The 24954-nt window shown below is 74.6% G+C and carries 2 protein-coding genes; both read left to right on the top strand.

All coding sequences use genetic code 11. From position 1 onward, the window contains the following. The first annotated feature begins 1 nt into the window (after position 1). The gene (locus IE118_RS21630; RefSeq protein WP_189559627.1) at positions 2-349 is read left to right on the top strand and encodes a hypothetical protein; all 348 of its coding nucleotides are present in this window, start codon (positions 2-4) and stop codon (positions 347-349) included. Continuing rightward, positions 350-24952, top strand: coding sequence for a lonely Cys domain-containing protein (locus IE118_RS21625; RefSeq protein WP_189559626.1), 24603 nt, complete (start codon positions 350-352; stop codon positions 24950-24952). The last annotated feature ends 2 nt before the right edge of the window (positions 24953-24954 follow it).

Here is a 24954-nt window from a genome sequence, read left to right as displayed (position 1 = left end):
CATGGCCGGCAACTACTCCGCCGACATCCAGGCGATTCTGCAGGGCTCCAGGCACCTCGCCGACGCCGTGCGCCACGGCGACGAGATGCTGCCCCGGTTCGAGACCGGCAACGCCCGGTACGCGGGCTGGTGGGGCGAGGAGGGCGGCGACGACGAGTTCGCCAACGCGGTCGGCGAGCAGGTCCGGCGCGAACAGCAGCAGGTGACGGACACGGTTCTCGCCATCACCAGCGGGTTCATGGCGCTGGTCGACGCGGTCGCCGCGGAGGCCGACCACGTGCAGCGGCCGCAGACCCAGGCCGTGGAGGACATCGAGGCGCACGGCTCGGAGAGCGAGATCAGGCGCTGAATGGCCATCATGTTCCCGCCGGCCCTGCGGGAGTTCATCGAGGTCTGGGTGGGCGCGAACGTCGCCACCGGCAACGAGGACCTGGGCTTCGACAGCCGTAACCCCTACAAACGGCTGGCCGACGACGTCAGGGACCTGTCCGACGCGATGAAGGGAGCGATCTCCACCGCCGGGAACTCGCTCCCGCCGCGGATCGCCGGCGAGTTCGTCGCCGCGATGAAGCTCTTCGTCGACGATGACGGCCAGAACCACCTGCAGAAGTTCTCCGACGAACTCCGGGAGCTCGGCTCCCGGCAGATCGACCGCTCCATCAAGCTGTCCGAGGCGAAGTACCAGATCCTCCTCGAGTTCATCCTGATGAACATCGAGCTGGCCCTGATCGCCGCGCTGGCCGTCTTCACCGGCGGTACGTCGCTCACCGAGATCGCCATCCAGAAGGCGCGCACCGCGCTCACCATCCTGCTGCTCCTCCAGCGGCTGGGGCACGCCATCCCCACCCCGCTGTCGGTGCTGCTGGAGGCGATCCAGGAGGCGTTCGTCTCCTTCGCCTCGCAGCTGATCTCCATGACCGCGCCGGACGACCCGGAGCGCCGGCGCCACCAGTTCGACTGGACGGACATCGGCCAGTCGGCGGTCGCCGGCGCGTTCGCGGGACTCTTCGGGAGCATCTTCGGTGAGGTCGGCGGAAGGTTCATCAACAAGTACTTCAAGAACGACACCTTCTGGAAGGAGGCCTCCGAGCTCCCGTTCAGCTTCCTCAACGAGGGGCAGGCGGAGACCTTCGCCGAGGCCTTCACCGGCTTGATCTTCCTGGGCACGTTCACGCTCAACCCCGGCACGTTCCTCAGCGCCGGCCTGAGCGGCCTCCTCTTCGAAGCGGCCTCCACGGGCGCGGAGTACGGCGGGAAATGGCTGAACAACAAGTTCTTCCAGGACCTCGGCTTCGGCCCCGGCGACATCAACGACCTGCCGGGCGGCGGCGGCGACCGGTACGGGAACGGAAGCACCGGCCGGTACGAGTACGAGAACCGGTACGACACCACGTACGACGACGGAAGCACGTACCGGAACACCTACGACGACACGTACGGCGACGACTCCGACTCCTACGTCAGCGACATCAGCGACAGCGCGTCGGTCCTCAGCGACACCAGCGACACCAGTGACGTCTCGTCCGTCTCCTCCCTCTCGTCCCACACCAACGCGTACGACGACGCCTACCGGGACTCCCTCGTGGACGACCCGGACACCGACACCGACACCGTCTTCTCCACGCTCACCCTGTCGGTGACGAGGAACCCGGGGACCGACTGGACCGCCGGCACGGACGACACCCTGCCGGTCAACAGGCCCGCCACCGTCGGCTCCGCCGCCCCGGAACCGCTCCCGGCCCGGCCGGGTGGCGGCAGCAGCGACTTCACGCCGGACGGGACCGAGCGGCAGCGGTCGACGGACGACGGCACGACCCGGTTCACCCCCGAGGAGCGGCAACAGCAGCAGGACCCCCAGGCGCCCCTCGCGACCCCCACCCCACCCACCCCGTCGGCCACCACGCCCCCGGGTCAGGCCTCGCCGAACGCCATCCCGCAGCCACGGTCCCAGACCGAACCGTCCGGCGACCCGACGGTCACCGCCGAGCCGTCGGCCGCGAACGCGGACACGGACGCGGACACGGACGCCCCGGACGACGTCCGAACCCCCGCGCCCGAGGAGTCCGAGCGGTCCCAGCCGTCCTCCACGGTGCCGAAGGCAGCCGAGACCCGGGCCACGCCCGACGTCCCGCAGCCCCACCGGCCCGTGCGGACGGAGTCGGAGGAGCTGCCGGTCACCGCCGGCTCCACGGCGGAGCCCGCCCCGGTCGTCTCCCGCGAGATGCCGCCCGCCCAACCCGTCACCGTCGACGGGACACCGCTCAGCTCCCGGGCGCCGGCCGAGGCCCCGGCCGGGGAATCCTCCGATCCGGGTTCCCCGGACTCGGTCGACATGATCCTGGACTGGGAGGACGACCAGGACGGCTCCGGGAGCGAGTTCGGGATCGAGCCCGAGCCGGACCCGGCCACCGAGTCGCTGTACGACCGGCTGCTGACGGACGTGTTCGGCCCCGGCATCGGGGCGAACCCCGTCCACCCCGCCCTCCGCGACACCCTCGCGCACCTCGACCAGCTCCGGCAGTCCGTTCCCGCGCTCCGCGACGGCCCGCTCGACCTGGACGCCCTGACCCGCCAGGTGCTGCTCCTGGACACCGCCCATCCGGTGACCCACGCACAGCGCGGCGAGCTGTTCCGGGTGGCGATGGACCCGGCGGTGGAGTCGGCGGGCAGCCTGGCCGCCCTGGCCGCCTTCCACCTGGAGCTCCGCGGCGTCCTGTCCCCCACCCAGGCGCTGACCGCGGACGACGGCGGCGTCCTGGGCCGCAACTGGACGAACGCCGCGATCCCCGACCTCGACCTCACCGAGGTGGGCAAGGTGGTCCGGCAGCCCGACGGCACCCTGGGCCGCGGCGGCGTCGAGCCCGCGCCCTGGCACCGGCCCGGCGAGCCGAAGCCGTACGTCGTCATGGCGGAGGGCGACCACCGGCGGATCGTCGTACGCGGCTACGACGGCGCCCCGCGTCAGGTGCCGATCGACGTGTTCGCCGAACTGCTGGCCCGCGACCCCCGGCTGGCCGGGCTGCCCCCGGACACCCCCGTGGTGCTGCTCGTCCCCGACGCCGGTGCCCGCGGCCTGGACCTGCCGCGCCGGGCGGCGGACCGGGTCGGCCGGGAGGTCTGGTCGGCCAACGGCACCGTGAAGGTGTCCCCGCAGCGCGACCCGTCGCAGCCGCACGTCGTCTCCCTGCTGTTCGGGGAGGGGCTGCCGCGCGCCGACTGGATCCGCAGCACCCCCGGCCAGGTGCTCGACCCGGCGGAGCGCGAGAACGCCCCGGAGTGGGAGCGCGACGTGCTGTCGCACAGCGTCGTCGGCGACGGGGGCGTGACCATCGGCAGAGGCGTGTTCGAGGGCTCCGAGGCCCCGCGCCGGATCGCGGCGCTGAAGCTCGCGACGGAGTCGTCGGAGCTGTGGCACTACAACCCGGTCACCAAGGACGCGGTCAAGGACGACGAACCGGTCCCGTTCGCCGGCAAGCCGGTGTACGTCTTCAGCGCCCACGCCCGGCCCGGCGCGACCCGGGTGCCGACCACGACGGACCCGAGGCACCACACCCACCAGCGGGAGACCGGCCGGATGCTCAGGCGGCGTCCGAGCCTGGCGCAGCTCCCCGAGGACCACGCCGTGCTGATGGAGGCGTGCTCGAGTGCCGGGCCGCCGGGCGTGGTCCGCACCCGCAGGGGCATCGACGACACCTTCGTCCCCGACCCGCTGGCGGTCGTCAGCGAGAGCCAGCACGTCGCCAACGAGACCGGCCGCACGGCGTACGGCGGCACCCACATGGTCAGCTTCGCGACGCTGCCGGACGGCACGTTCGTCCACCGCCTCTACACGGACTCGCGGGGGCGGCGCGGCCAGTGGGTGGAGCACCGGCCGGAACCCGCCGGCGCCCTGCTCGACGACCGCGCCCGCGCCGCGGGCCTGCACACGGACCCCGGGCGGCCGGTCACGGACGCCACCCGCGAACGGACCCTGCGGCTGGTCCGCGCGCTGCGGCTGGCCTTCGGCGCGGCGATCGAGGACGACAGCCGGTACGGCGAACTCCTCGCCGGAGTCGGCGCGCTGGAGGCCATGCGGGCGGCCGATCCGGCCCTGCGCGACCTCGGCCCCTTCTCCATGGACCTGTTCGAACGCGCGGCCCACGCGGTCCGGCCGGGCGACCGGGGCGCCGACGCCTACCGCGACCTGCTCGTCCGGGCCACCGACACCGTGCGCGGGCGGCCGGGCACCGTACTCTCCGACTTCGTCGCCCTGCCCCATGTCACCGCCGCCGCGCGGCGTCTCGGCGGTCTCCCGGACCAGGACCTGGACACCGAGGCCGCCCGCGTCCTGCGGCTCCCCGGGGGTCCGGCGGCCGTCGGGGACGCCGAGCGGGCCCGGCTGTTCTGGGCGACGGTGAAAGCCCTGGAGTGGGAGAGCCGGGTCCCCGACCCGGACGCCCTCACCGGCAGGATCCTGCACCTGGACCGGCCCGACCCGGCCCGGCGGCCCGAGCTGCTCGACCTGGTCGCCCAGGCGGCGGCCGTCGGCGTCGACGTGGACAACCCGACCGAACTGGGCGCGTTCCACCTGGAGACCCTGGGCGCCCTCGCGCCGCAGACCCTGCTGCTCGACCCGGGCGGCGTGCCGACCGGGCGGCGCTGGTCCCCGTCCCCGCCGGACGCGGCCACGACCACGCTCACCGACCGTGTCGTCGTCGCCGCCCCGCAGCAGGGCGGCGGCTACCGGGCCGTGGGCCAGGAACGCCCCCCGTGGAGCGCCCCCGGCGGATCACCGGCCTACCTGGTGTGGGCGGGCGGCGGCCGGGACCACCTCCTCATGACCCTGCCCGGCGGCTTCCGCGCCCGGGTCCCCTACGACGAGGTCGCCGAGCTGCTGGCCCGCGACCCGGTGCTCAACACCCGCCCGCAGGAGACCACGGACGTCGTCCTGGCCGTCCCGAAGGCGGCCCCGGCCGCCACCGGACCGGCCGCCACCGGACCGGCCGCCACCGGACCGGCCGCCACCGGACCGGCCGCCACCGGACCGGCCCCCACCGGACCGGCCCCCACCGGACCGGCCCCCACCGGACCGGCCGGCGGCACTGCGGACACCGATCCGCGGGCCGTCGTCGGCGCCGGGACCGGCCGTACCGTATGGGCCTCGCAGGGCAGCGTGAGCCTGGCCCCGACCGGGCCGTTCCGGCCGTACGTCCCCTCCCTGCTGCCCAGCGCGCCGGGGCGTCCCGCGGCGGCCGACTGGGCAGCCGTCCGGCCCGGCGACCTCACCGCGTCCGGCACCGGCGACACCGGGGTGGACGACGTCACCTTCGCGGACCGCCACGTGACCGAGGCCCCGCCCGGGCCGCCCGCCGCCCTCGCCGACCTCCTCGACCCCGGACCGGTCGGGGGCCTCGACACGCCGCTGCCGAACCTGGACGGCGTGCTGGACGGCCCCGACACCCCGTTGTCGGACCGCCAGGACGACGGCGTGGACGGGGACCGGGCGGAGGAGCTCACCCCCGAGGAAGCCCGGTACCGGGAACTGCTGGCGGACCTCTACGGTCCCGCCGTCACGTCGAACCCCCTGTACCCGGACTTCCGCGAAGGGCTCGCACGCCTCGACCGGCTCCGCCGGAACGACCCCCTGCTGGAGTCCGGCCCGCTCGACCTGGACGCCGTGGCCCGCCGGGTCCTGCTCCTGGACCACGCCGATCCGGTGACCGACGTGCAGCGCGGCCGGCTGCTGGGGCTGGCCACGGCACAGCCGGCGGAGCCGGCGGGCGGTCTGGCCGCCCTCGCCGCGCTCCACCTCCACCGCCAGGGCGTGCTGTCACCCACCCACGCCATGACCACCGGCCTCGACGGGCGCCCCCGCGGCCGCGACTGGACCCGGGGCAAGGGCGGAACCGACGGCCTGGACCTCACCCGTACGGGAAGGACCGGACCCCGGACCGACGGCACCCTGCCACGCGACGAGGTGGAGCCCGCGCCCTGGCACCGGCCCGGCGGACCGGAACCCTACGTCGTGCGGGCGGACGGCGACCGTGACCACGTCGTCGTGCGCGGCCACGACGGCGCCCCGCGCGAGGTGCCCCTCGACGTGTTCGCCGAACTGCTCGCCCTCGACACCGAGCTGAGCGGACTCCCGGCGGACGTGCCGGTGCTGCTGCTCGTCTCCGACGCCGGCGGAGGAGGCCTGGAACTGCCGCGGCGGGCGGCGGACCGCACCGGCAGGGACGTCTGGTCGGCCGACGGGGACGTGGACATCGCCGAAGGCCCGGACCGGAACGCCTCCCACCCGTACGTCGTGCCGCTGCGGAGCGGCCGGGGCAGTGACCGCACCGACTGGATCCGCAGCTCTCCCGGCCTGCTGCCCGACCCCGCGGAGTCCGCCCACGCGCCCTTCTGGGAACAGGACCTGCGGTCCCACACCATCGTCACCGACCAGGGGCCGATCGGCAGAGCCGTGTTCGAGGACGGCGAACGCGTGCGACTGCTGCCGGGGATCCGGCACTCCGCCACGGCGACCGAGCTCTACCACGTCAACCGGCAGGACGGGACGTGGGCCAAGGACGACCGGCCCGTCCCGTTCGCCGGCAAGCCGGTGTACGTCTTCGCCGCGCACGGCTCTCCCGGCGAGACGGCGCTGCCGACCCGGTCCAACCCCCGCCACCGGAAGCGGGAGGGAGCGACGGGCGGCATGCTCAGGCGCCGCCCGAGCCTCGCACGGCTCCCCAGGGACCACGCCGTCGTGCTGCAGGAGTGCTTCTCCGCGACACCGCCGGGCCTCACCCGCAGGCGCAAGCTGGTCACGGACACGTTCGTCCCCGACCCGCTGTCCGACGTCAGCCAGAGCCAGCACGCGGCCAACGCAACCGGCCGGACCGTCTACGGCGCGACCCAGGAGGTCGGCTTCAGATACGGGAAGGACGGCCGGGTCGCCCACTACATCCTCACGTATTCGCGGGGCCGGCGCGGCCAGTGGGTGGAGCACCGGCCGGAACCCGCCGACGCCGCGCTCGACGACCGCGCCCGCGCGGCGGGCCTGCACACCGACCCGGTGGGGCCGGCTCCGGAGGAGGTCCGCGAGCGGACGCTGCGGCTGGTGCGCGCGCTGCGGCTGACGTTCGGGGCGGCGATCGAGGACGACGGCCACTACGGCGAACTCCTCGCGGGGATCGGCGCGCTGGAGTCCCTGCGTGCCGCCGACCCGGTGCTGCGCGACACCGTGCCGTTCTCCATGGACCTGTTCGAGCGCGCGGCCCGCGAGATCCGCGCGACGGAACACGGCGAGGTGGACGGCGAGCCGGGACCCGACGCCTACCGGGACCTGCTGGCCAGGGCCGCCGACGCCGTGCGCCTGAACCCCGGCGCCGTGCTCACCGGCTTCGTGACCCTGCCGCACGTGACCACCGTGGCCGAGGGGCTGGACGGTCTCACGGACGAGGACGTGAACACCGAGGCCGCCCACGTCCTGGGGCTGGACCCGGACCGGGTGGTCATCGGGGCGCCCGAGCGGGCCCGGTTCTTCTGGGCGACCGTGAGGACCCTGGAGTGGGAGAGCCGGACCCCCGACCCGGGCGCCCTCACCGGCAGGGTGCTGCACCTGGACCGGCCGGACCCGTCCCGGCTGCCCGACCTCCTGGACCTGGTCGCGCGCGCGGCGGCCGTCGGCGTCGACGTGGACGACCCGGTCGCCCTGGGCGCCTTCCACCTGGAGACCCTGGGCGCCCTCGCCCCGGACACCCTGCTGCTCGACGACTCGGGCGCCCCGGCCGGCCGGAGCTGGGCGCAGGGTCCGCCGAGTGCGGCGGTGGACGTCGGCACCGCCCTCGTCATGGCGGCGACACCGGACGGCGGCCACCGTCCGCTGCGCCGGGCGAAGATGCCGTGGACCACCGACACCACCGAGCCCGCCCCGTTCCTGCTACGGGGCGAGGCCGGTCCTGACCACCTCACCATGGAGCTGCCCGGCGGATTCCGCGCCGAGGTCCCCTACGAGGAGATCGCCGAACTGCTCGCGGTGGACCCGGCGCTGAACGGGTTCCCGCGCACGGCCGACATCGTCCTCGCCTCCATGACCCCTACCCCGAACCCGACCCCGACGGATCCGCAGGTCACCGACCGGCGAGCCCTCGTCGGCGCCGGGACCGGCCGTGGTGTGTGGACCTCACCGGGGCCCGTGGGCCTGCTCGCCCAGAGCGACCCGTCGCTGCCGCACGTCCTCTCCCTGCTGCCCATGGCCGACGGCCGTCGTCAGCAGGCCGACGACTGGTCGGCCGCCCGGCCGGCCTCCGCGTCCCCGGCGGACGCCCACCTGTCACCCACCACGGCCACGGCCACGACCGGGAACGAAACCGTCACTCCTCCCGGCCCGCCCCCGCCCCCGGACCCGACGACGGCCCTCGTCACCTCGACCACCGGGCCGGCCCCGACGTCCCCGGACGCCCCGCGCCTCGACCCCGCCATGGCGCCCCCGCCGGGCCGCCGCGCCCCGGCCCGGTTCCAGGACGGCCGGCGGATGCCCGCGTACGTCGACGACCTCCGGTCGCTGCTGCCGTCCGACCTGACCGCCGCGGAGATCGAACAACTCCTCGCCAACCCGAGCACGTTCGGTCAGAGCACGGTCCTCCTGCGCGGCACCGAACAGGCCCTGGACGCCATCGACCGCGAACTGGAGCGCAGGCCGGACGCCCGGCCCGCGGACCGCACACAGCTGCTGGACGACGTCCGGCGGACGCTCCGGGACAAGCCGAAGACGCTGGCGGACGGCGAGGGGCGCCCCTTTCCGTACGTCAACGCGGACGGGAAGGCGCGCGTCCTGTGGGTCAGGGCGCGGCACCACGGCAACTGGGCCCCGTTCGACGACGGCATCGGTGACTCGACGAAGATCGACAGCATGCACCGGGCGGCCGCGACCTTCGGGCTGACCAAGAACATGCAGGCCAACTCGCAGTACGGCCTCGGCGGGCCGATCGGCCCGGCGGGCGCCGCGGCGTTCGGCGGCTTCGGCCGGCTCGCCCTGCGGTTCGGCTTCATCAACAAGGTCGGCTACACCCTGACCGACCAGCGCATGAACCAGATGGAGACCCGGACGCTGGACAAGTCGCGGGCGTTCCTGGACGACATCCACTACGAGATCCGCGTCACCGACCCCGCCGGACGGGTCGTCACGGGCATCGACCCGGAGCCGGGCACCGCCCCCGATCCCGGCGCCGCCCCCGAGCCCGGGACCGACCCGGCCGTGCCCGCCCGGTTCTCCTTCGGCGTCCGCAAGGGCCTTCTGGTCCGCCTGCCCGACAGCGTGACGAAGATCCCGAAGCCGGGCCGGATCCCCCGGTCGATCACCCTGGACCGCGACTCCCAGTACCGCTTCGTCCGTATCGAGGGGTTCGGCCCCGTCGCGGCGATCCGCGACTGGGCGGCCCGGCAGATCGGAGCCCTCCCCGGCAGCTCCGCCTACACCGAGCTGGACGTCTTCTTCTCCGGCGACAGCTTCCAGCGGCACGGCGGCACGATGGCGCGCGGCCGCATCACCACCCCGCCGCTGTTCGCCGACGACAGGAAGAAGTCACCGCTGGGCGTCTTCGTCGTGGAGGAGCTGATCCCGCGGACGGCGATCCTCGTCGGCGAGACCGACCAGGCCGAGATGCGGGACATCAACACCTCGACGGTTCGCAGCGAACGGAGCCGGGCCGACGGCAGGAGCCTGCTGCTGCAGGCCGTCGCCGGACCCGCCTTCAACTTCTTCGATCCCGGCACGGCCCCCTTCGACCTGCGGCTCCAGTTCGGGCCGACCGCCCAGTACTCGTACGCGAAGACCTGGTCGGTCGGACTCGGCGCGGCCGGCACCCTCAAGTCGGCCGGGCAGGTGAAGGGCCCCAGGACCGCGCTCTACCTGGTCGTGAAGTCGGTGCGGGTGAGGCGGGCCGGTGACAACGCGCCGCCGACGCGCTTCCTCACCTGGAGCCTGGACCGGATGACCAGCTCCGAGGCGCGGCGGCTGGCCGGGTGGGACGACGGGACCACACTCGCCCTGCGCAACGGCGCCGCACCGCCGTTCGTACCGGCCTATCTGACCGTGGACCGTCCGCGCACCCTGGGCATGCACCGGGTGAAGGAGTTCACCTTCGACGACGGCCTGCGCACCCGGGTCACCCCGGACGCGGCGGACGGCGTCGGCCGCACCCTGCTGGACGCGTTCGCCGACGGCGTGGTCGACGCCGTCTCGAACCTGAACCAGGACCTGGTGGTGCCCCTCGACCAGCTGCTGCCGCCGAACCTGCCGAAGGGCTGGCGCACCCGCTTCAACGACCTGCTCAGGCGCGAGCCCGACGAGGTGCTCCGGGCGGCGCAGGCCCTGCCCGTGCCGCCCCGGTGGACCGATCCCGTCACCTACCGGATCGCGCTCCAGAACACCCTGCAGATCCTCGGCGTGCTGTCCCAGCAGAACGTCACCGCGAACCTGGAGGCGCTCACCACGGTCGGCCTGCCGGTCAGGCTCACGGACCCCGACTCCGTCGGGACGGTCTACTACACCCTCCGCGTGCACGGGACGCTGACCGGGCGCCGCTACGAGGGCAAGGACGTCGACGAGGGCATGCGCTTCAGCGCCCAGGGCGTCGACCGGATCGACGGCCAGACGAGCGTGAAACGAGGCGTGGACCTGGGCTTCGAGGGCACGTTCTCGGGCCGTGACAACAACGTCGACGAGATGGCGGGCCTGCCCCGGAACACGCTCGGGCTGACCGTCGGCGCCCGCCAGGGCCGGCAGTGGGAGTCGGAGACCTCCTTCGGCTCGACGGTCACCAACGAGCCGATGTCGGTGACCAACCAGCCCACCCACCTGTACCGCTACGACCTCGCCCTCACCGCGAGCCTGAGCGGCTACTGGCGGCCCCGCGGCCTGATCCGCGGTCTCGGCCTCGGACTGCCGGGACTGCTGGTGCTGGACGAACCGGTCAACGTGCTCTTCGGCCGGACACCGCGGGGCCACCTGCGGGGCGGCGGCCCGATGACCGGACAGGTGCTCATCGGTGTCCCCGTACAGCACACGCCCGACGCGGACCCGCACGCGGACGGGGCGCTCAACCCGTACCTGTCCGACGAACCCGCACCCACGTCCCTGACCACCGAGCGGGCCCTCGCCCTGGCGAAGGGCGACCTCGTCCTGCCCGCGGGATTCGGCGCGCAGCAGCCCGCCGGACGGCTCGCCGACCGCGGGACACCGCAGTTCAAGGAGTTCCGGCAGCACCCGTTCGTCATCGTGAACGTGGTGGTGTCGCCCACGCTGACCGCGGAGGTGGACCGGGTCCTGCGGACGGCGTCGGGCAGCGCCTGGCAGCTGGTGAAGGAGGGCGCCCCCACCCGGGACGCCATCGTCCGCACCTTCACCCCCCAGCATCTGACGTCGAGCTTCGACCAGAGTTCGGGCCCGCTGGGCCTGGTGGGCAGCGGCCTGCTGGGCAAGGGACCGTACGGCGAGCTGTGGGGAACCTTCCGGTACACCACGACGGCCGGGAACCTGCGCGCCCTCACCCCGCCGATGTCCATGGACACCGAGATGACGCTCGGCGGCACCCGCCAGGCGGCCGGCAAGACCAGCAACAGCACCGGCTTCGTCTTCGGCGGCCAGCTGATCTACTCCGTCGCACAGAATCCGGGGCACGGACTCATGGGCGCGTACGGAATCGTCGCCAACCCCATTTCGAGGACCGGCACTTACAGTCTCAGCGTCGTCCGCACCGTCGTCGCGGACATGAACCGCAAGGGATTCACCCACCAGGTGCTCGTGGCCGGCGATGTGCAGCACTGGTTCGCGCTGCTCTCCAGCCGGCTGGGCACCGGCCGCGTCGGAACGGCCGCGGCGGGCAGCGCCCTCGTGCCGCGTTCCCTCGCCGGGGCCGCGGGGACCGCACTGACCAGCCCGGGCGGTCTGCTCGGGCACCTGCCGGAGAAGAGTGCCCACCGGATGGGGCTGATCGACGACGGGCTGGGCGACGTCCCCCGCTACACCGGCCGGATCTGGACACCGCAGCCCTGGATGCGCGGCGCCTCCTTCGGCACGTACGCGGTGAACGCGCTGGACCCCACGGACGTGCTGCTCGCGTTCGACCAGCGGATCGGGAAACTGGGACTCGACGACGCGAGCCGGGAGCGGATCCGGCAGCTGGTGACGGGCCGTGCCACCCGGGCGCTCAAGGGGGAGATGACGACCACCGGCCCGTCGACGCTGGTCAAGGCAGGCGGCTGGGGCTGGGACAGCGTCCGGATCGGCAGCCGGCGGGTGCGGGCACGCGTCGAACTGATCCCCGGAACGCCCGTGTTCGACGGGCTCGACCACAGCGCCGAACTGGAGGAGAACCGGCGGGCGATCGAGACCGCCCAGCAGAACTCCGAGTTCTCGGCCGGCGCGGACCTGGGCTTCCTGACCAGCCAGGCGGTGTACACCGGCAACCCCCAGGTCCCGGCCGCCGGACCCACGTACACCGAGAGCGGCTCGAACCGGAAGACGGTCGCGTCGAGTCACACGGTCACCACCGTCACCATCTACCGGGCGGCGTCCACCGAACCGCACGCGGAGGTCGTCACCCCGTACCGGATGCGCATCACCCTGGAGGCCGACGACACCCCCCACACCGGCGGGCCGGCCGACCCGGACCTGGAGGAGGCGGAGTCCACGGCCTTCGACCGCTTCCGGGGCCGGCTGAGCATTGTCGAGGAGGACGACGCCGGCGAGCTGCGCGAGCACGTGCCGCTCAGCCTGATGGAGCCGACGCCGTCACCGGCGGGGGCGGACGCGACCGGCACCTCCGGGACCGGCCGGCTGCTGCCCGCGCCCGACCCGGCGGCCGACCCCGCCCTCGCCGGTCCGCCCCGACCGGTGCCGCTCTCCGGGGTGGAGGAGAAACTGACGGTCCGGGACGGGGACGGCGTCACGCGCCGGTTCGCCTTCCCCGAGAACGGCATGCACCCCCGCGGGATCATCGGTATCGAGAACATCCGCATGGCCGGCGACCTCCTCCTCACGAAGGCGTACGACGCCGGCTTCTCCCTCCGGGCCCTGGAGGCCGAGGACGGTCCCGACGACGACGCCCTCACCGACCTCCTGCGCAGAACCAGGGAGACCGGGCTGACCCGCCTGGGCACCGGCTCGGCGCAGGCACTGGAGGACGGCACCAGTTCCACGGCGGTCACGGCGTTCTTCCCGCGCACCACCGAACCGGACGGCTACCAGGTGGCGGGGCTGACCGAGAAGTCCCTCGTGGGCACCGACACCGGACGACTGTCACTGCGCTCGGCGCCCGACTTCAGCCGCGCGCTGCTGCTGACGGTCGCCGACGGCAAGAAGCTGGAGGTGCTCAGACGGTACGGGGACAACGCCGGCACGTCGTCGTCCGTCGAGCACAGCCAGTCCTCGGGCCTCGGCGGCGGTTTCCTGTACGACTCTCCCCACAACGCGGGCCTCAACCAGATCGGCGCCTTCGGCCCCGGCCCCAACGACCTCGACGGTGACGTCATGCCGGTCGGGGACGACCACCTGACCTCCCGCAACCTCAAGCCCAAGACGGGCCGGTCCTTCCTGTTCGCCGTCCCGGCCACCTGGATCGGCGTCGGCGACGTGCACCGCGGCATCGTGGACTCCAGGCTCGCCAACCGGATCCGGGGCGGGACCTTCGCCAAGGCCCGGTCCGGTCCCCAGGCGATGGAGTCCGAGGCGTACGTCGTCACCTGGATCCGGGAGGACGTCGCCCGCGACCTGCGGATCATCACCGACACGAACTTCCCCGAGCGCGTCTCGAAGGCGTGGGACGCGGTCGAGAGCGCGAGCAAGGCGTGGGTCGACGCGGACAAGGCCTACTGGAAGAAGCGGCGCGCCTCCGGCGGGCTGCGCGCGGACCTCGACGCCGCGCAGACCGCCCTCGACGAGGCCGCCGGCGTCGCCCGCGCGGCGGCACGCCCGGTCGACCTCGCCCGGACGGGCGTCGAGGACGCGGACAGGGCCCTGGCACAGGCCGAGGCCGACGCCCGCCGGGACCACGGGATCGCGGACGCGAGCGTGGCCGCCGCGCGGGCCGAGGCCGACGCCTTCACCGACGACGAGTACGGCACCGCACCCGAGCACGACGGCTGGGCGGAGCTCCTGCGGGACGAGCAGGACGCCGCCCTGGCCCGCCTGGCGGACGCGGAAGAGGCCGCCGGGAAACTGCGGAAGGCGGCCGACCTGCGGCTGGAGACCGCGCGCACCGAGAAGGCGTTGGCCGACGGGCGGCTCGACGCGGCCCTGCTGTCCGCGCGAGCGCCCGACCGGGCCCTCGACGAGGCCACCGCCCGCCGGGACAGGGCACGCGACGCATTCGACACCCGGCGCGCCGAGCTGGACGCGCTCAAGGACACGGCGGAGGAGGCCGCGGCGGAATACCACCGGGTACGGGCCGGGGCGGACCAGCTCACCCGCTGGCACCGGCTCGCGGCCACCGAGGAGGGCCGGGAGGAGCTGGACGGTCTCGCCGAGCCGCCCGGGGTGACCTACCAGGCCCCGCCCAAGACGCCCATGGCCAGGCCCCCGGCCCCGCCCCGCTACACCAGGACCGGTACGGCACCGCACACCGTCCTGACGTCACCCACCGGCGAGACGTACACGCTCCAGGACGTGCCCAGGGACGGCGACGCCTTTTTCCGCGCACTCGCCCTCGGCCTCGAACGCGCCGCCCCGGGACTGCCGGCCGCGCGGGGCATCGACCCCGCCGATCCACGGGCGATGTCCGACCTGCGCAGGAGGATGGCCTCCTGGCTCACCGACCACGCCGACAAGGAGCTGCTGGCCGCCGTCACCCCCGACCACACCGACACCTTCAGCGCGGAGGAGATCGCCGCGGCGGGCCTGGACCTCGGAACGGACACCCCCGCACGCCGGGAGTTCGACGGCCTCGGCGGGCTGATGCCGCACTCCGCCGACCTGACGCCCGAGGTACGGGCCGAACTGGCGATCACCCAGCTCCTCCGCCGGGGCGACGCACCCTCCGAGGCGGGCTGGAACCACGCCGCGTCCGACCTGCTCCCGCTGCTCGCCGCACGCACCTTCGGCGTGCGCGTCACGGTGGTCGGGAGCGACGGCACCTTCCAGGACTTCGCTCCCGGGGACCCGGCGGGCACCGGCGACCTCCAGGCACTCGTCGGCACCTCCCCCCACTCCGGCGCACACGTGGTCCTGAGCCTCGACGACCACCACTACCAACTGGCGCTGCCGACCGTCCCGCCGCTGCCGGAGGGTGGGGACCCGTTGCCGAAGGGTGCGGAGTCGCAGTCGCCGAAGGGCACGCAGAGCCTGCCGAAGGACACGCAGCTCCCGGCGCCGAAGGGCACGGACCCGCTGCCGCCGAAGGGCACGAAGTCCCAGCCGGAGGTCACGCAGCCCCCGGCGCCGAAGGCGAAGGCCGGGGAACCGGCGTCCCGGCCGCCGAACGTTCCGCCTCAGGGGGACGGCAAGAAGGGACCCGAGCCGGAGAGCGACAGCGGCCGGGCGAGGGGCCGCCGGGTGCCGGTGCCCGGCACGGGCGAGTGCCTCCTGTACTCCTTCCTGGCCGGCGACCCCGTGCACATCCGCAGCCGTCTGGGCGGCCTCGCCGCCACCGACCGCGCCGCGTACGACTGGCTCGGCGACCCCGGCGCGGTACGCGGCGAACTGCGCCGGCAGGCCGGGGCCGGCACTGGGGCCGGCCCTTCCCGGGCCGCGCTCCGCGCCGTGCGGTCCCACGTGGAGGACTACGTGGGCCGCAGCGGGGGGCGGCTGCACCCGCAGATCGTCGGCCAGTTCCGGCAGACGGTCGCCGACGAGTTCGAGACGCGCGTCCGGGGAATGAACCGGGCCGGGATGCTGGCCCTCCTCGCCCACCACGGCGTCCGGCACGTCCCCGTACCCGAGGCCCTCGACCCCGCCGACCTGCTGACCCGGTACGTCGATGCCCGCATGGCGTCGCGTCCCACCGGCCCGGAGGTCTCCCCGGAGGACGCCAGGGCCGTACTGGAGGCGGAGGCCGGGGACCTGAGCCCGCGCCAGATGTTCGAGCACCTCGAGCGGCACGGCCTGCTGCCGGCGCCCGGCGACCTCGACGACCGCGCACTGGCCCGCCTGCTCGCCACCGCCTACACGCAGAGCACCGCGCCGCTGGACGACACGGAACTGCCCAGGCTCATGGACGCCGTCGTCAACTGGGAACACCGCTGGGGGACACCCGAGGGAGAGATCTTCCTGCCCCTTCTCGCGCACGCGTTCGACCTGTGGGTCGACGTGGTGCGGTCCTTCCCGTCGGGCGCCCGGCGGGTCGGCGGCGCTGGGCCCGACAACGCCACGCGGCAGACGGAGGTCTACTACAACGGCGTCGACCACTACGACGGCAGCGACGCCGCGGCCCGCGACCGGTTCGGCGGCTCGGTCCTCCCGAAGCGCGTCAAGGACGAGGAACGCGACCAGGACGGCGACATACGGCTCAACCCGCTGTGGGTGCCGTTGGACGAGGCCGACCCGGACCTGCTGATCACCGGCAACCGCGACGCCGTATGGCTGTACACGGTCACCGATGACGGGCGGGTGATCCTGGGCACGGAGGACCTGAGCGGGATCGTCACGCCGGAGCAGTTCGACGCGCTGCTGGCGGGCATGCGGGAGAAGGACCCCGGCCTGACGGCGGATGCGCTGCGCGAGGCGCTGGACGGGCTGGGCCACACCGGCATCGCCGCAGGTCACGTCGCCCCCGGCGAGGAGAACGCCGGCCGGACGCTGCCGGGCCGCAGCCGGGTGTCCGGCGAGTTCCGCTGGAGCGAGGAACTGCGTTCCTGGGTGGTGAACGACAAGTCGGGCCGCTACATGAGCGAGACGGTCCGCCCGGGTCTGGACGCGGCGGAGGCCGCCGGCTGGCTGACCAACGTGGCGGCCCTGTTCAGCGCCCGGCTGGGCGTCGCGGTCCGCACCGACCAGGTGAAGACCGCCGCGACCGTCCCCCCGCCTCCACCGGCGCCCGCACCCCCGCCTCCGCCGTCGGCGCCCACCGCCCCCGCGGCCGACCGCGGTGTTCCGGCGCCCTCGGCCGCGCCGGCCCCCTCGGCCACGCCGGTCACGCCGGTCACGCCGTCCGGCGACGACACCGGCAAGCTGGACGTCGCCCGCCGGGTCGGCGCCGTGCTGCACGACCTCGGCCACCCGGTGGTGCTGTCCGGAGCCGCCCGCGGCCGGGTGCAGTCCGGCCTGCCCCGGCCCCTGGGCACCGTGGAGTTCCAGCTGCCCGCGGCCGCCCTGCCCGCCGTCGACGGGATCCGCGCGGCGCTGGAGCGGGAGCTGCCCGGAGCGTCGGTGCGGGTCCAATCCCGCACGGGCGGCGGCCGGGTGCTCGACCTGTCGGTGAACGGCGTCGACCTCACGGTCACGGCGGTGGACCGGCCGGCCTCCGGCACGGTCACGGCCGACGGTTTCACCGTGCCGGCACCCGCGGACTCCCTGGCCGACGCCGCCCTCGCCCTGGCCACCGGGACCGACCCGGAGCTGCGCGGACGCGACCTCCTCGACCTGCTGTGGGCGCTGCACCGCACCCCCTCCGGCAACCCCCGTACGGTCACGCAGGTCCTCGCGCGCGAGGACGCCTACCGTTCCGCGCGGCCCGCCGGCGCGGCCCCCTCCCTCGCCGTACGGCTCAGCGAACTGCTCGACTCCGCCGCCCTGGACCGCGACGCCCTCGTCCGCCACGAGGAGACCTGGAGCACCCTCGGCGTCACCGACGCCGACCTGCCCGCGCTGCGCGCCGAACTGACCGCGCTCGCCGACGGGCTGAGGGCCCGTCCGGAGGTGACCGCGGACCCGGTCCGGGCCCTCGCCGCACGGCTGCCCGGCCTGTCCGCCGCCGACCGTGACGCGGCGCTGGCGTCGCTGTCGCCCGCGGACCGCGAACGGCTGGCCGCCGATCCCGCGCTGGTGGACGCCCTGAGCGCCGGACTCACCCCGGCCGAGTTCGCCTCGGTCGCGGCGCGTCTCATGACCCAGGTGCCCGACGGGGCCGAGCAGCCCGTCTCCGCCGGCGACCGGGCCCGTGCCCAGGTCGCCCGGATGCTGCAGGACCCCGACGTCGCGGCCCGGCTGCTCAAGGGCGGCTCACGGGTCCTGGTGGTGCCCAGGCGCGAGGCCCTGACCTCCCTGGACGCCTTCCGCTTCCTGCGGGGCGCCGTCACCGGCGACGGCCGCCCCTGGGACGACGTCCGCGGTGTCGGCACGCGCACCGCGGCCGTCACCGAGGAGAACCTGCTCGGCGAGCGCACCACCGTCGGCACCGGCATGTCCGCCTATCCCGACGGCTACTCGACCACCCTGCACGAATTCGCCCACACCATCCACCTGCACGGTCTGGACCCGGTCGACCGGCAGCGCATCACCAACACCTTCCGCACCACCACCCGGGCCGGCGAGGCGGGCAACTGGCCCGACGGCCCCCTCTACGGCTACGACGCCGACGGCCGCCGCAGCGCCCCCAACTACAGCAGCCGCAACGAGCTCGAGTTCTTCGCCCAGCTCAGCAACGTCTACCTCATGGCCAACGGCGGCGACGACCCCTACACCGGGCTGCCCCGCAACAACGCGGGACCGGAGTGGGTGCGCACCCGCCAGCCCGCCCTGTACCCCCTGCTGCGCCGGCTGTACGGCGAGGGCCCCCGGCCGGAGCCCCGTCACCCGCGCAGCGTCGAACCGGCCCGCCCCCGCGGGGCGCGTCCCGCGGACGTCAACCCCGTCGAGGCCACCGACACCGAGAACGAGGCGCTGGCCCGCGCCCGTGCGCTGTGGGACGTCGCCGAGGGCGACCCGGGTGACGGCGGTGACTCCTACGTGGCCGTCCGCGCCCTGTGGGACGGCACCACCGGCGCCCACACGCCGCAGCCGCACCCGCCCGCGCCGTTGCCGCCGCCGCACTCCACCCCGGTGCCGGCGGTGGGGTCCGCCGCCGCACCGCCGCCGACCGAAAGCGCGGTCCGGCAGCGGCTCCAGGAACTGCGGGCGCTCGTCGACGCCACCTTCGGCTTCCAGCCGCTCACGCAGGAGCTGCGCACCGGGCTGTTCAACGCGCTGCGCGTGATCGAATCGGCGCGCGCCGGGCACCCCCGCTTCGGTACCGCCCTGGACCTGGACGGCGTCACCCGGACGCTGTTGCACCTGACCCCGGGCGAACCGGTGGACGCGGCCCGGCACTACGACGCCCTCACCCTCGCGAGCAGCGCCCACCGCCGGGGCCGTGGCGGCAGCCTGGACGCCATCGCCGCCTACGGGCTGACCCGGCAGGGCTACCCGCGGCAGTCCGCGCTCAGCGGGGACGACAACGCGCCGTACGGCAGGAACTGGACCGGACGTCCCGGCATCAGCCTGCACATGGACGTGGTCGCCGATCCCCAGGGCGTCCACCCCTCGCCCTGGGGACCCACCGCCTACGCGGTGGTGGCCCAGCGGAACGCGGACGGAATGCTCCTGGCGGACGGCAGACCGGTGTCGGACGAGGAGTTCGCCGAACTGGTGCTGCACGACCCGGGGCGGCGTCCCGACGTGCCCGTGGTGGTCCTGATCGCGGACGAGGACGGCCGCAACGAGGCCCTCGCACGGGTGATCGCCGACCGCACCGGCACCCGTGCCTGGTTCACCTACGGCGACCTGCGGCTGGAAGCGGCTCCGTCCGGCCGCCGGGTGCCGGTCCTGGCCGCGCCCGCCTCCGGGAGCGATCCGGCGGGGACCTGGATCCCCGCCGACCCGGGACTGGTCCCGGACGACCCGGCGGCCACGGTCAGGGCCGTGAACGGCACCGTCTTCCCGGACGCCGACATCCACTCGTATCCGCTGGTCACGGTCGACGGGCAGACACTGACCGGGCGGGCGTTCCTCGACGCGCACGACATGGCGATGCGGGAGGAGGCCCTGCGGGTGGTGTCCGCCATCCAGCACTACAGCAATGTCATGGAGGGGCTGCCCGGGGTGTACGCCGGTAAGCAGAGCGGCGCGCTGCCCCTGCCGCGGGGCCTGGCCGGCTCCTACGTCTTCGTCGGCCACGGCGACAGCGGACGCACCACCGTGCCCCGCCGCAGCACCGGCGCCAACCAGGCGGTCCACCCCCGGCAGCTGGGCCGGATGCTGGCGCGGCGCAAGAGCATGCAGACGCTGTCCCCCGACAAGCCGGTGTGGCTGCTGATCTGCGAGCTGTCCATGACGCGCGCCGACCAGGACCTGCTCGCCCATCCCTCCTCCGCCCAGTACGTCGCCAACGAGACCCGCCGCACCGTCTTCACCGTGGACCGGCAGATCTCGCCGAGCGAGGCCGAGGGCGGTCTGCCGCCGCACCTGGTCGTGTACGACGACCCCGACAACCCCGTGGGCCACGTCGAGGAGTTCCGTCCCGAGCCAGGGACCGCCGCCCTCGACGCGCTCGCCGACCTGGGCGGGCTGCCCGACGGGCTGCCGGGGCGCACCGACCGCGCCCTGCACTGGGTACGGGCCCTGCGGCAGACCCACGGCGTGCGCATCGACTCCGATCCGGCCCGCGAGGCGGAGTTCCACGAGCTGATCGAGGGCTTCGGCGCCCTCGAAAGGCTGCGGTTCCAGGCGGCCGGCAACACCGATCCCGGCCTGCTCACCTGGGGCGGGCTCCGGCACGTCGTCGGCCGGTACGCCACCGGGCAGGGCTGGGACCGGTCGCCGACCGCCGGCTCCCTGGCACACCTGCTGCACGCCGCACGCACCGGCCGGCTGCGGCCCTCCGACGCCGCGGACCCCACCGCCCCCGCCGCACCGCCGGCCTCCACCGTCACCCCGGCCCCGACGGACACGGTGTCGCTGTCGGGCCCCGACGCCGACCCCGACCCCGACAACGACCTCGACCCCGACAACGACGAGGCCGACAACGTGGCGGTGCCGGACGACGCCGGACCCGCCGGGCCCGCCCCGGCGCCGCCCTCGTCCCGGTCCCGGGTCGCCTTCGCGTACCGCCACCGGGACATCACCGATCCGGACCAGCGCCGCCGACTCGCCGAGCTGGCCGAGCGGGTCGTGCTGTCCGGCCTGCGGGACCTCAGGGCGGGCCTCCGGCTCCCCACGATCACGGTCACCGGTTACAGCAACGGCCCGCGCTTCGCGCTGTCCGGTGACGCCGTCGAGCATGCCGGGACGGTCGGCCGGCAACGGGCGGACGCCGTGCGCGACCTCCTCCTCGAGGAGATCCGGCGCCGGCTGGAGCTCGACGAACAGGCCGTGCGCGACGTCGCGGAGGTACGCGGCGGCACGGTCCGGGCCGAGGACTTCACGATCGTCACGGAGAGCGGCGGCCGGGACATCGGCGCCGTCGGCCCGATCGACGGCGCCACCGGGCGGGCAGCACGGCGGCAGGCGGTCGTCACGGTGGACCGTTCCCCCCTGTCGGAGGCCGTCGCCCGGCTGGCGGAACTCAGCCCGGAGGACTTCGCCCGGCCGGACTACTTCACCGGCCCGGACCGGCTCGCCGGGAAAGTCCTGCACCTCGACGACAACCCCGGGGACGACCCCCACTCGGACAGCGACTCGGACAGCGATACGGACGGCGAGTCCACGGAGTCCCCTCCCGCCCCGGTGCGCTTCGACGCCGACGACCTGTCGCACCGCGTACGCCGGCTGTACGAGCTGACGGCCGAGGCGATGGCCGCCGGCCGGGCGACCAGCACGGCGTCACTGACCGCGTACCACCTCGGCCGGCAGGGTCTGCTGTCCGACGCCACCCGCCTGACCGCACCCGACGGCACCCCGCTGGGCCGGAACTGGACGGGCCGGCCCGCCCGGGACGTGGACGTCTCCTCGTACGACGTGGTGGACGGCGACCACCGCAACCCCCGGCCGGCACCGTGGGCACGCCGGCCCGGTGCTCCCCTGCCGTACGTGATCGGGACGAAGGACGGCGACCACACCAAGGTCCGGCTGGTCCTGCCGGACGGCAGCAAGCGGTGGCGGCTGTCGCCGGAGGAGTTCACCGAACTGCTGGCGCAGGACACGGAACTGGCGGGCCGTGAGGACACCGCCGAGGTGGTCCTCGTCTCGCCGAACGCCGGCGCCATGGGACTGGACCTGCCGCGCAGGGCCGCGGCCCGGACGGACCGGACGCTGTGGTCGCACAGCGGCGAGGTCGCCCTGAAGCCGCACCCCGACACCGGCCGGCACCGCGTCGAGGTGACCGACGACCGGTTCCTCGGCGACGAGTCGATGGGCGAGTCGGCGGGTGAGCCGATGGGTGAGCCGGTGGGCGCGTGGATCGCCAGTGACCCCGGCGACCTGGGGCTGCCGGAGGAGGGACGGCCGGAGCCCGGGGAAGCCGTCCTGCGCACGATCGACGGGAAGACCCTGCGGGACGCGGACGTCAAGTCGGTCACCCTCACCGACGAGGGCCGGCCCGTCGGCCGCGCGGTGGTCAACGGCTCGGACCTGCTCCGGCGCGAGCCGTGGCTCCAGCAGCTGACCCGGTCGACGGAGTGGTCCGTCTACGACCCGGTCACCGGTGAGCCGGTCGGGAACCCCCGGCCGGTGCCGTGGAAGGGCCGCAAGCCCTACTTCTTCCTGGTCCACGGCCTGCCGGGGCAGACCCTCATGGTCGAGAACATGTTCCAGAACAACGTTCCGGTCCGGGGCAGGGAAACCGGCGGCTACCTCCGGCGGCGCCCCAGCGTGTCCCGGCAGGACCGGGACACCCCCATCGTGTTCCTGTCCTGCTGGGGGAGCGGACCGGAGGGGCACACCGCCGCCGCCCTGAAGCGGAGCCGCCCGTTCGTCCCCGACCCGCTCGCCGTCTCGTCGGCGGCCCAGGACGTCTCCAACGCGACACGGCGCGACGTCTACGCCCCGGACAGGGAGCACCTGAGCCGTTACGCGAAGGGAAAGCTGTACGACCACGGCATCGGCACCACCCCGGCGCTCGACCCGGTGGACATGGTGAGGCTGCGCCCCGAACCGACCCCGGACGAACTCGACACCCTGGCCGCCCAGGCCGGTCTGGGCACCTCCCCGGACCTCACCCCGGCCATGGCCCGGGACACGGCACTGCGACTGGTCCGCGCCCTCCGGTCGACGTTCGGCGTCGACGTGGAGGAGGACAGGGACGATCCGGCCGGCACGTACCGCCGACTGCTGCGCGGCATCGGCGCCCTGGAGGTCATGCGCCGCGGGGACGGGAACCTGCGGGAGTACGGGGAGCTGACGCTCGACCTGCTCGGCCGGGTCACCCGCGCGCACCACGGCCTGACGACCGCCCGCGGCACCCGGCCCGCGCCGCCGGACCCCGACGCCGTACGGACGATGCTGGAGGCCGCGTCGGCGCGCCTGTCCGCCCACCCCCGGTCCACGCTGCCCGACTTCGTCCCCCTGCCCGCCGTGGACCGGGCCCGCGAACTGATCGGCCGCCACGATCCGGAGCGGTGGACCCGCCAGGTGCTGGGACTGAGCCCGTCGGCGCACGTCACCGCGGCCGACCGGCAGAACGCGCTGTGGGCCACGATCCAGGCCGTGGAGAGCGTGGAGAGCCACCCCGACCCCGACGCCCTGACGACGAAGGTGCTCCACCTGCCCACCGGCGAGGACCCGCGGGACGAGACCCTGCGGACGGACCTCCTCCGGACGGCGGCCACGGCGGCGGCCCTCGGCCGCGACGCCCACGACCCCACCGCGCTCGCCGCGTACGACCTCGAACGCAACGGCGCGCTGGACGACCGCACCCTCATCACCTCCGTGAACGGGACGAAGGCCGGCCGCAGCTGGACGGGGAGGCCCGCCCCCAGCCGCGTGTGGGCGGACCGTTACGTGATCTCACCCGACGGCGGCCTGGGCGACAGCCGCGGGGCCCTGGCGCCCTGGCACCGGAAGGGTGCCGGAAGGAGCGACCACCCCGGTGGATACGTACTGGACATGAGCGGCACCGCCCCGGGACAGGTCGACATGCCCTGGCCGGACGGCACCACCCGCCCCGTGCCCTACGAGGAGATCGCCGAACTGCTCTCCCACGACCCCGTCCTGGCGCGGCTGGACCGGGACGTCACGGTCGTCCCCGTCGGGATGAGGGCGGGCGACACCGGCCTGGCCGAGGCGATCGCCGCCCGGACGGGCGCCGCCCGGACGGTGTGGCTGCCGACGCGGCCCCTCCGGCTCCTCGACCGGCGGCCGGCGGTGGACGAGAGCCTCCTCGTCCTGACCTCACCCCAGGACGACCCGGGCACCCACTGGTCACAAACCCGCCCGCCCGAGCCCACGCCCGCGCCCGAGCCCGCGTCCCCACCCGAGCCCGCGTCCACGCCCGGACCCGCGGCCCGGCCCCCCGGCCCCGCCGCCCCCGACGTCATCACGGCCGGTGACGACACCCCGCTCCAGACGCCGCCGTCCGAGGAGGCCCGGCGCCGGTGGATCGCCGGCCGGGTGAGCGTGGACGACCTGCCCGGCAACCCGCCGGGGTTCACCGGCGCCGAGCTCGTCACCCTGGCCGAACTGAGGGACGCGGGCATCGGGATCACTCCCGGAATGGACGTCGAGGCGCAACTCGGCGGAGGCGTCCGGGGCAGCGGACTGCCACCGCTCGACCAGGTACGGCTGCTACTGGACCGCCCCGGCCCGTGGCCGGACGCCCTCGACGCCGTCGCGGCCGCGGTGTCGCGCCGGATCTGGCGCTCGGCGTTCACGGCCTTCGAGACCGCGACCCCGGCCCCGGACGCCGTCCGGGCGTGGGACACGGCCCTCGGGCTGCTCCTGCCGGGCGACGCGGACTCCGTGCTCACGGACTGGCGGTACGCGGCGGAGGCGTACCGCGACGCGGTGCGCCGGCTCGCCGACCTGCTGGCGGCGGAGGGGACGGACCCCCGGACGGTCGCGCGCCTCGCCGCCCGGTTCCGGGAGATCCTCGGACTGCCGCCCCTCGGGACAGTACGTACGGATGAAAGCGAACAGGGGTGAAT

It is taken from the genome of Streptomyces pilosus (genome assembly GCF_014649835.1).
Classification (GTDB): domain Bacteria; phylum Actinomycetota; class Actinomycetes; order Streptomycetales; family Streptomycetaceae; genus Streptomyces; species Streptomyces pilosus.
Note: the sequence above shows the minus strand (reverse complement) of the source record. Positions and strands in the feature narration are given on the sequence as shown.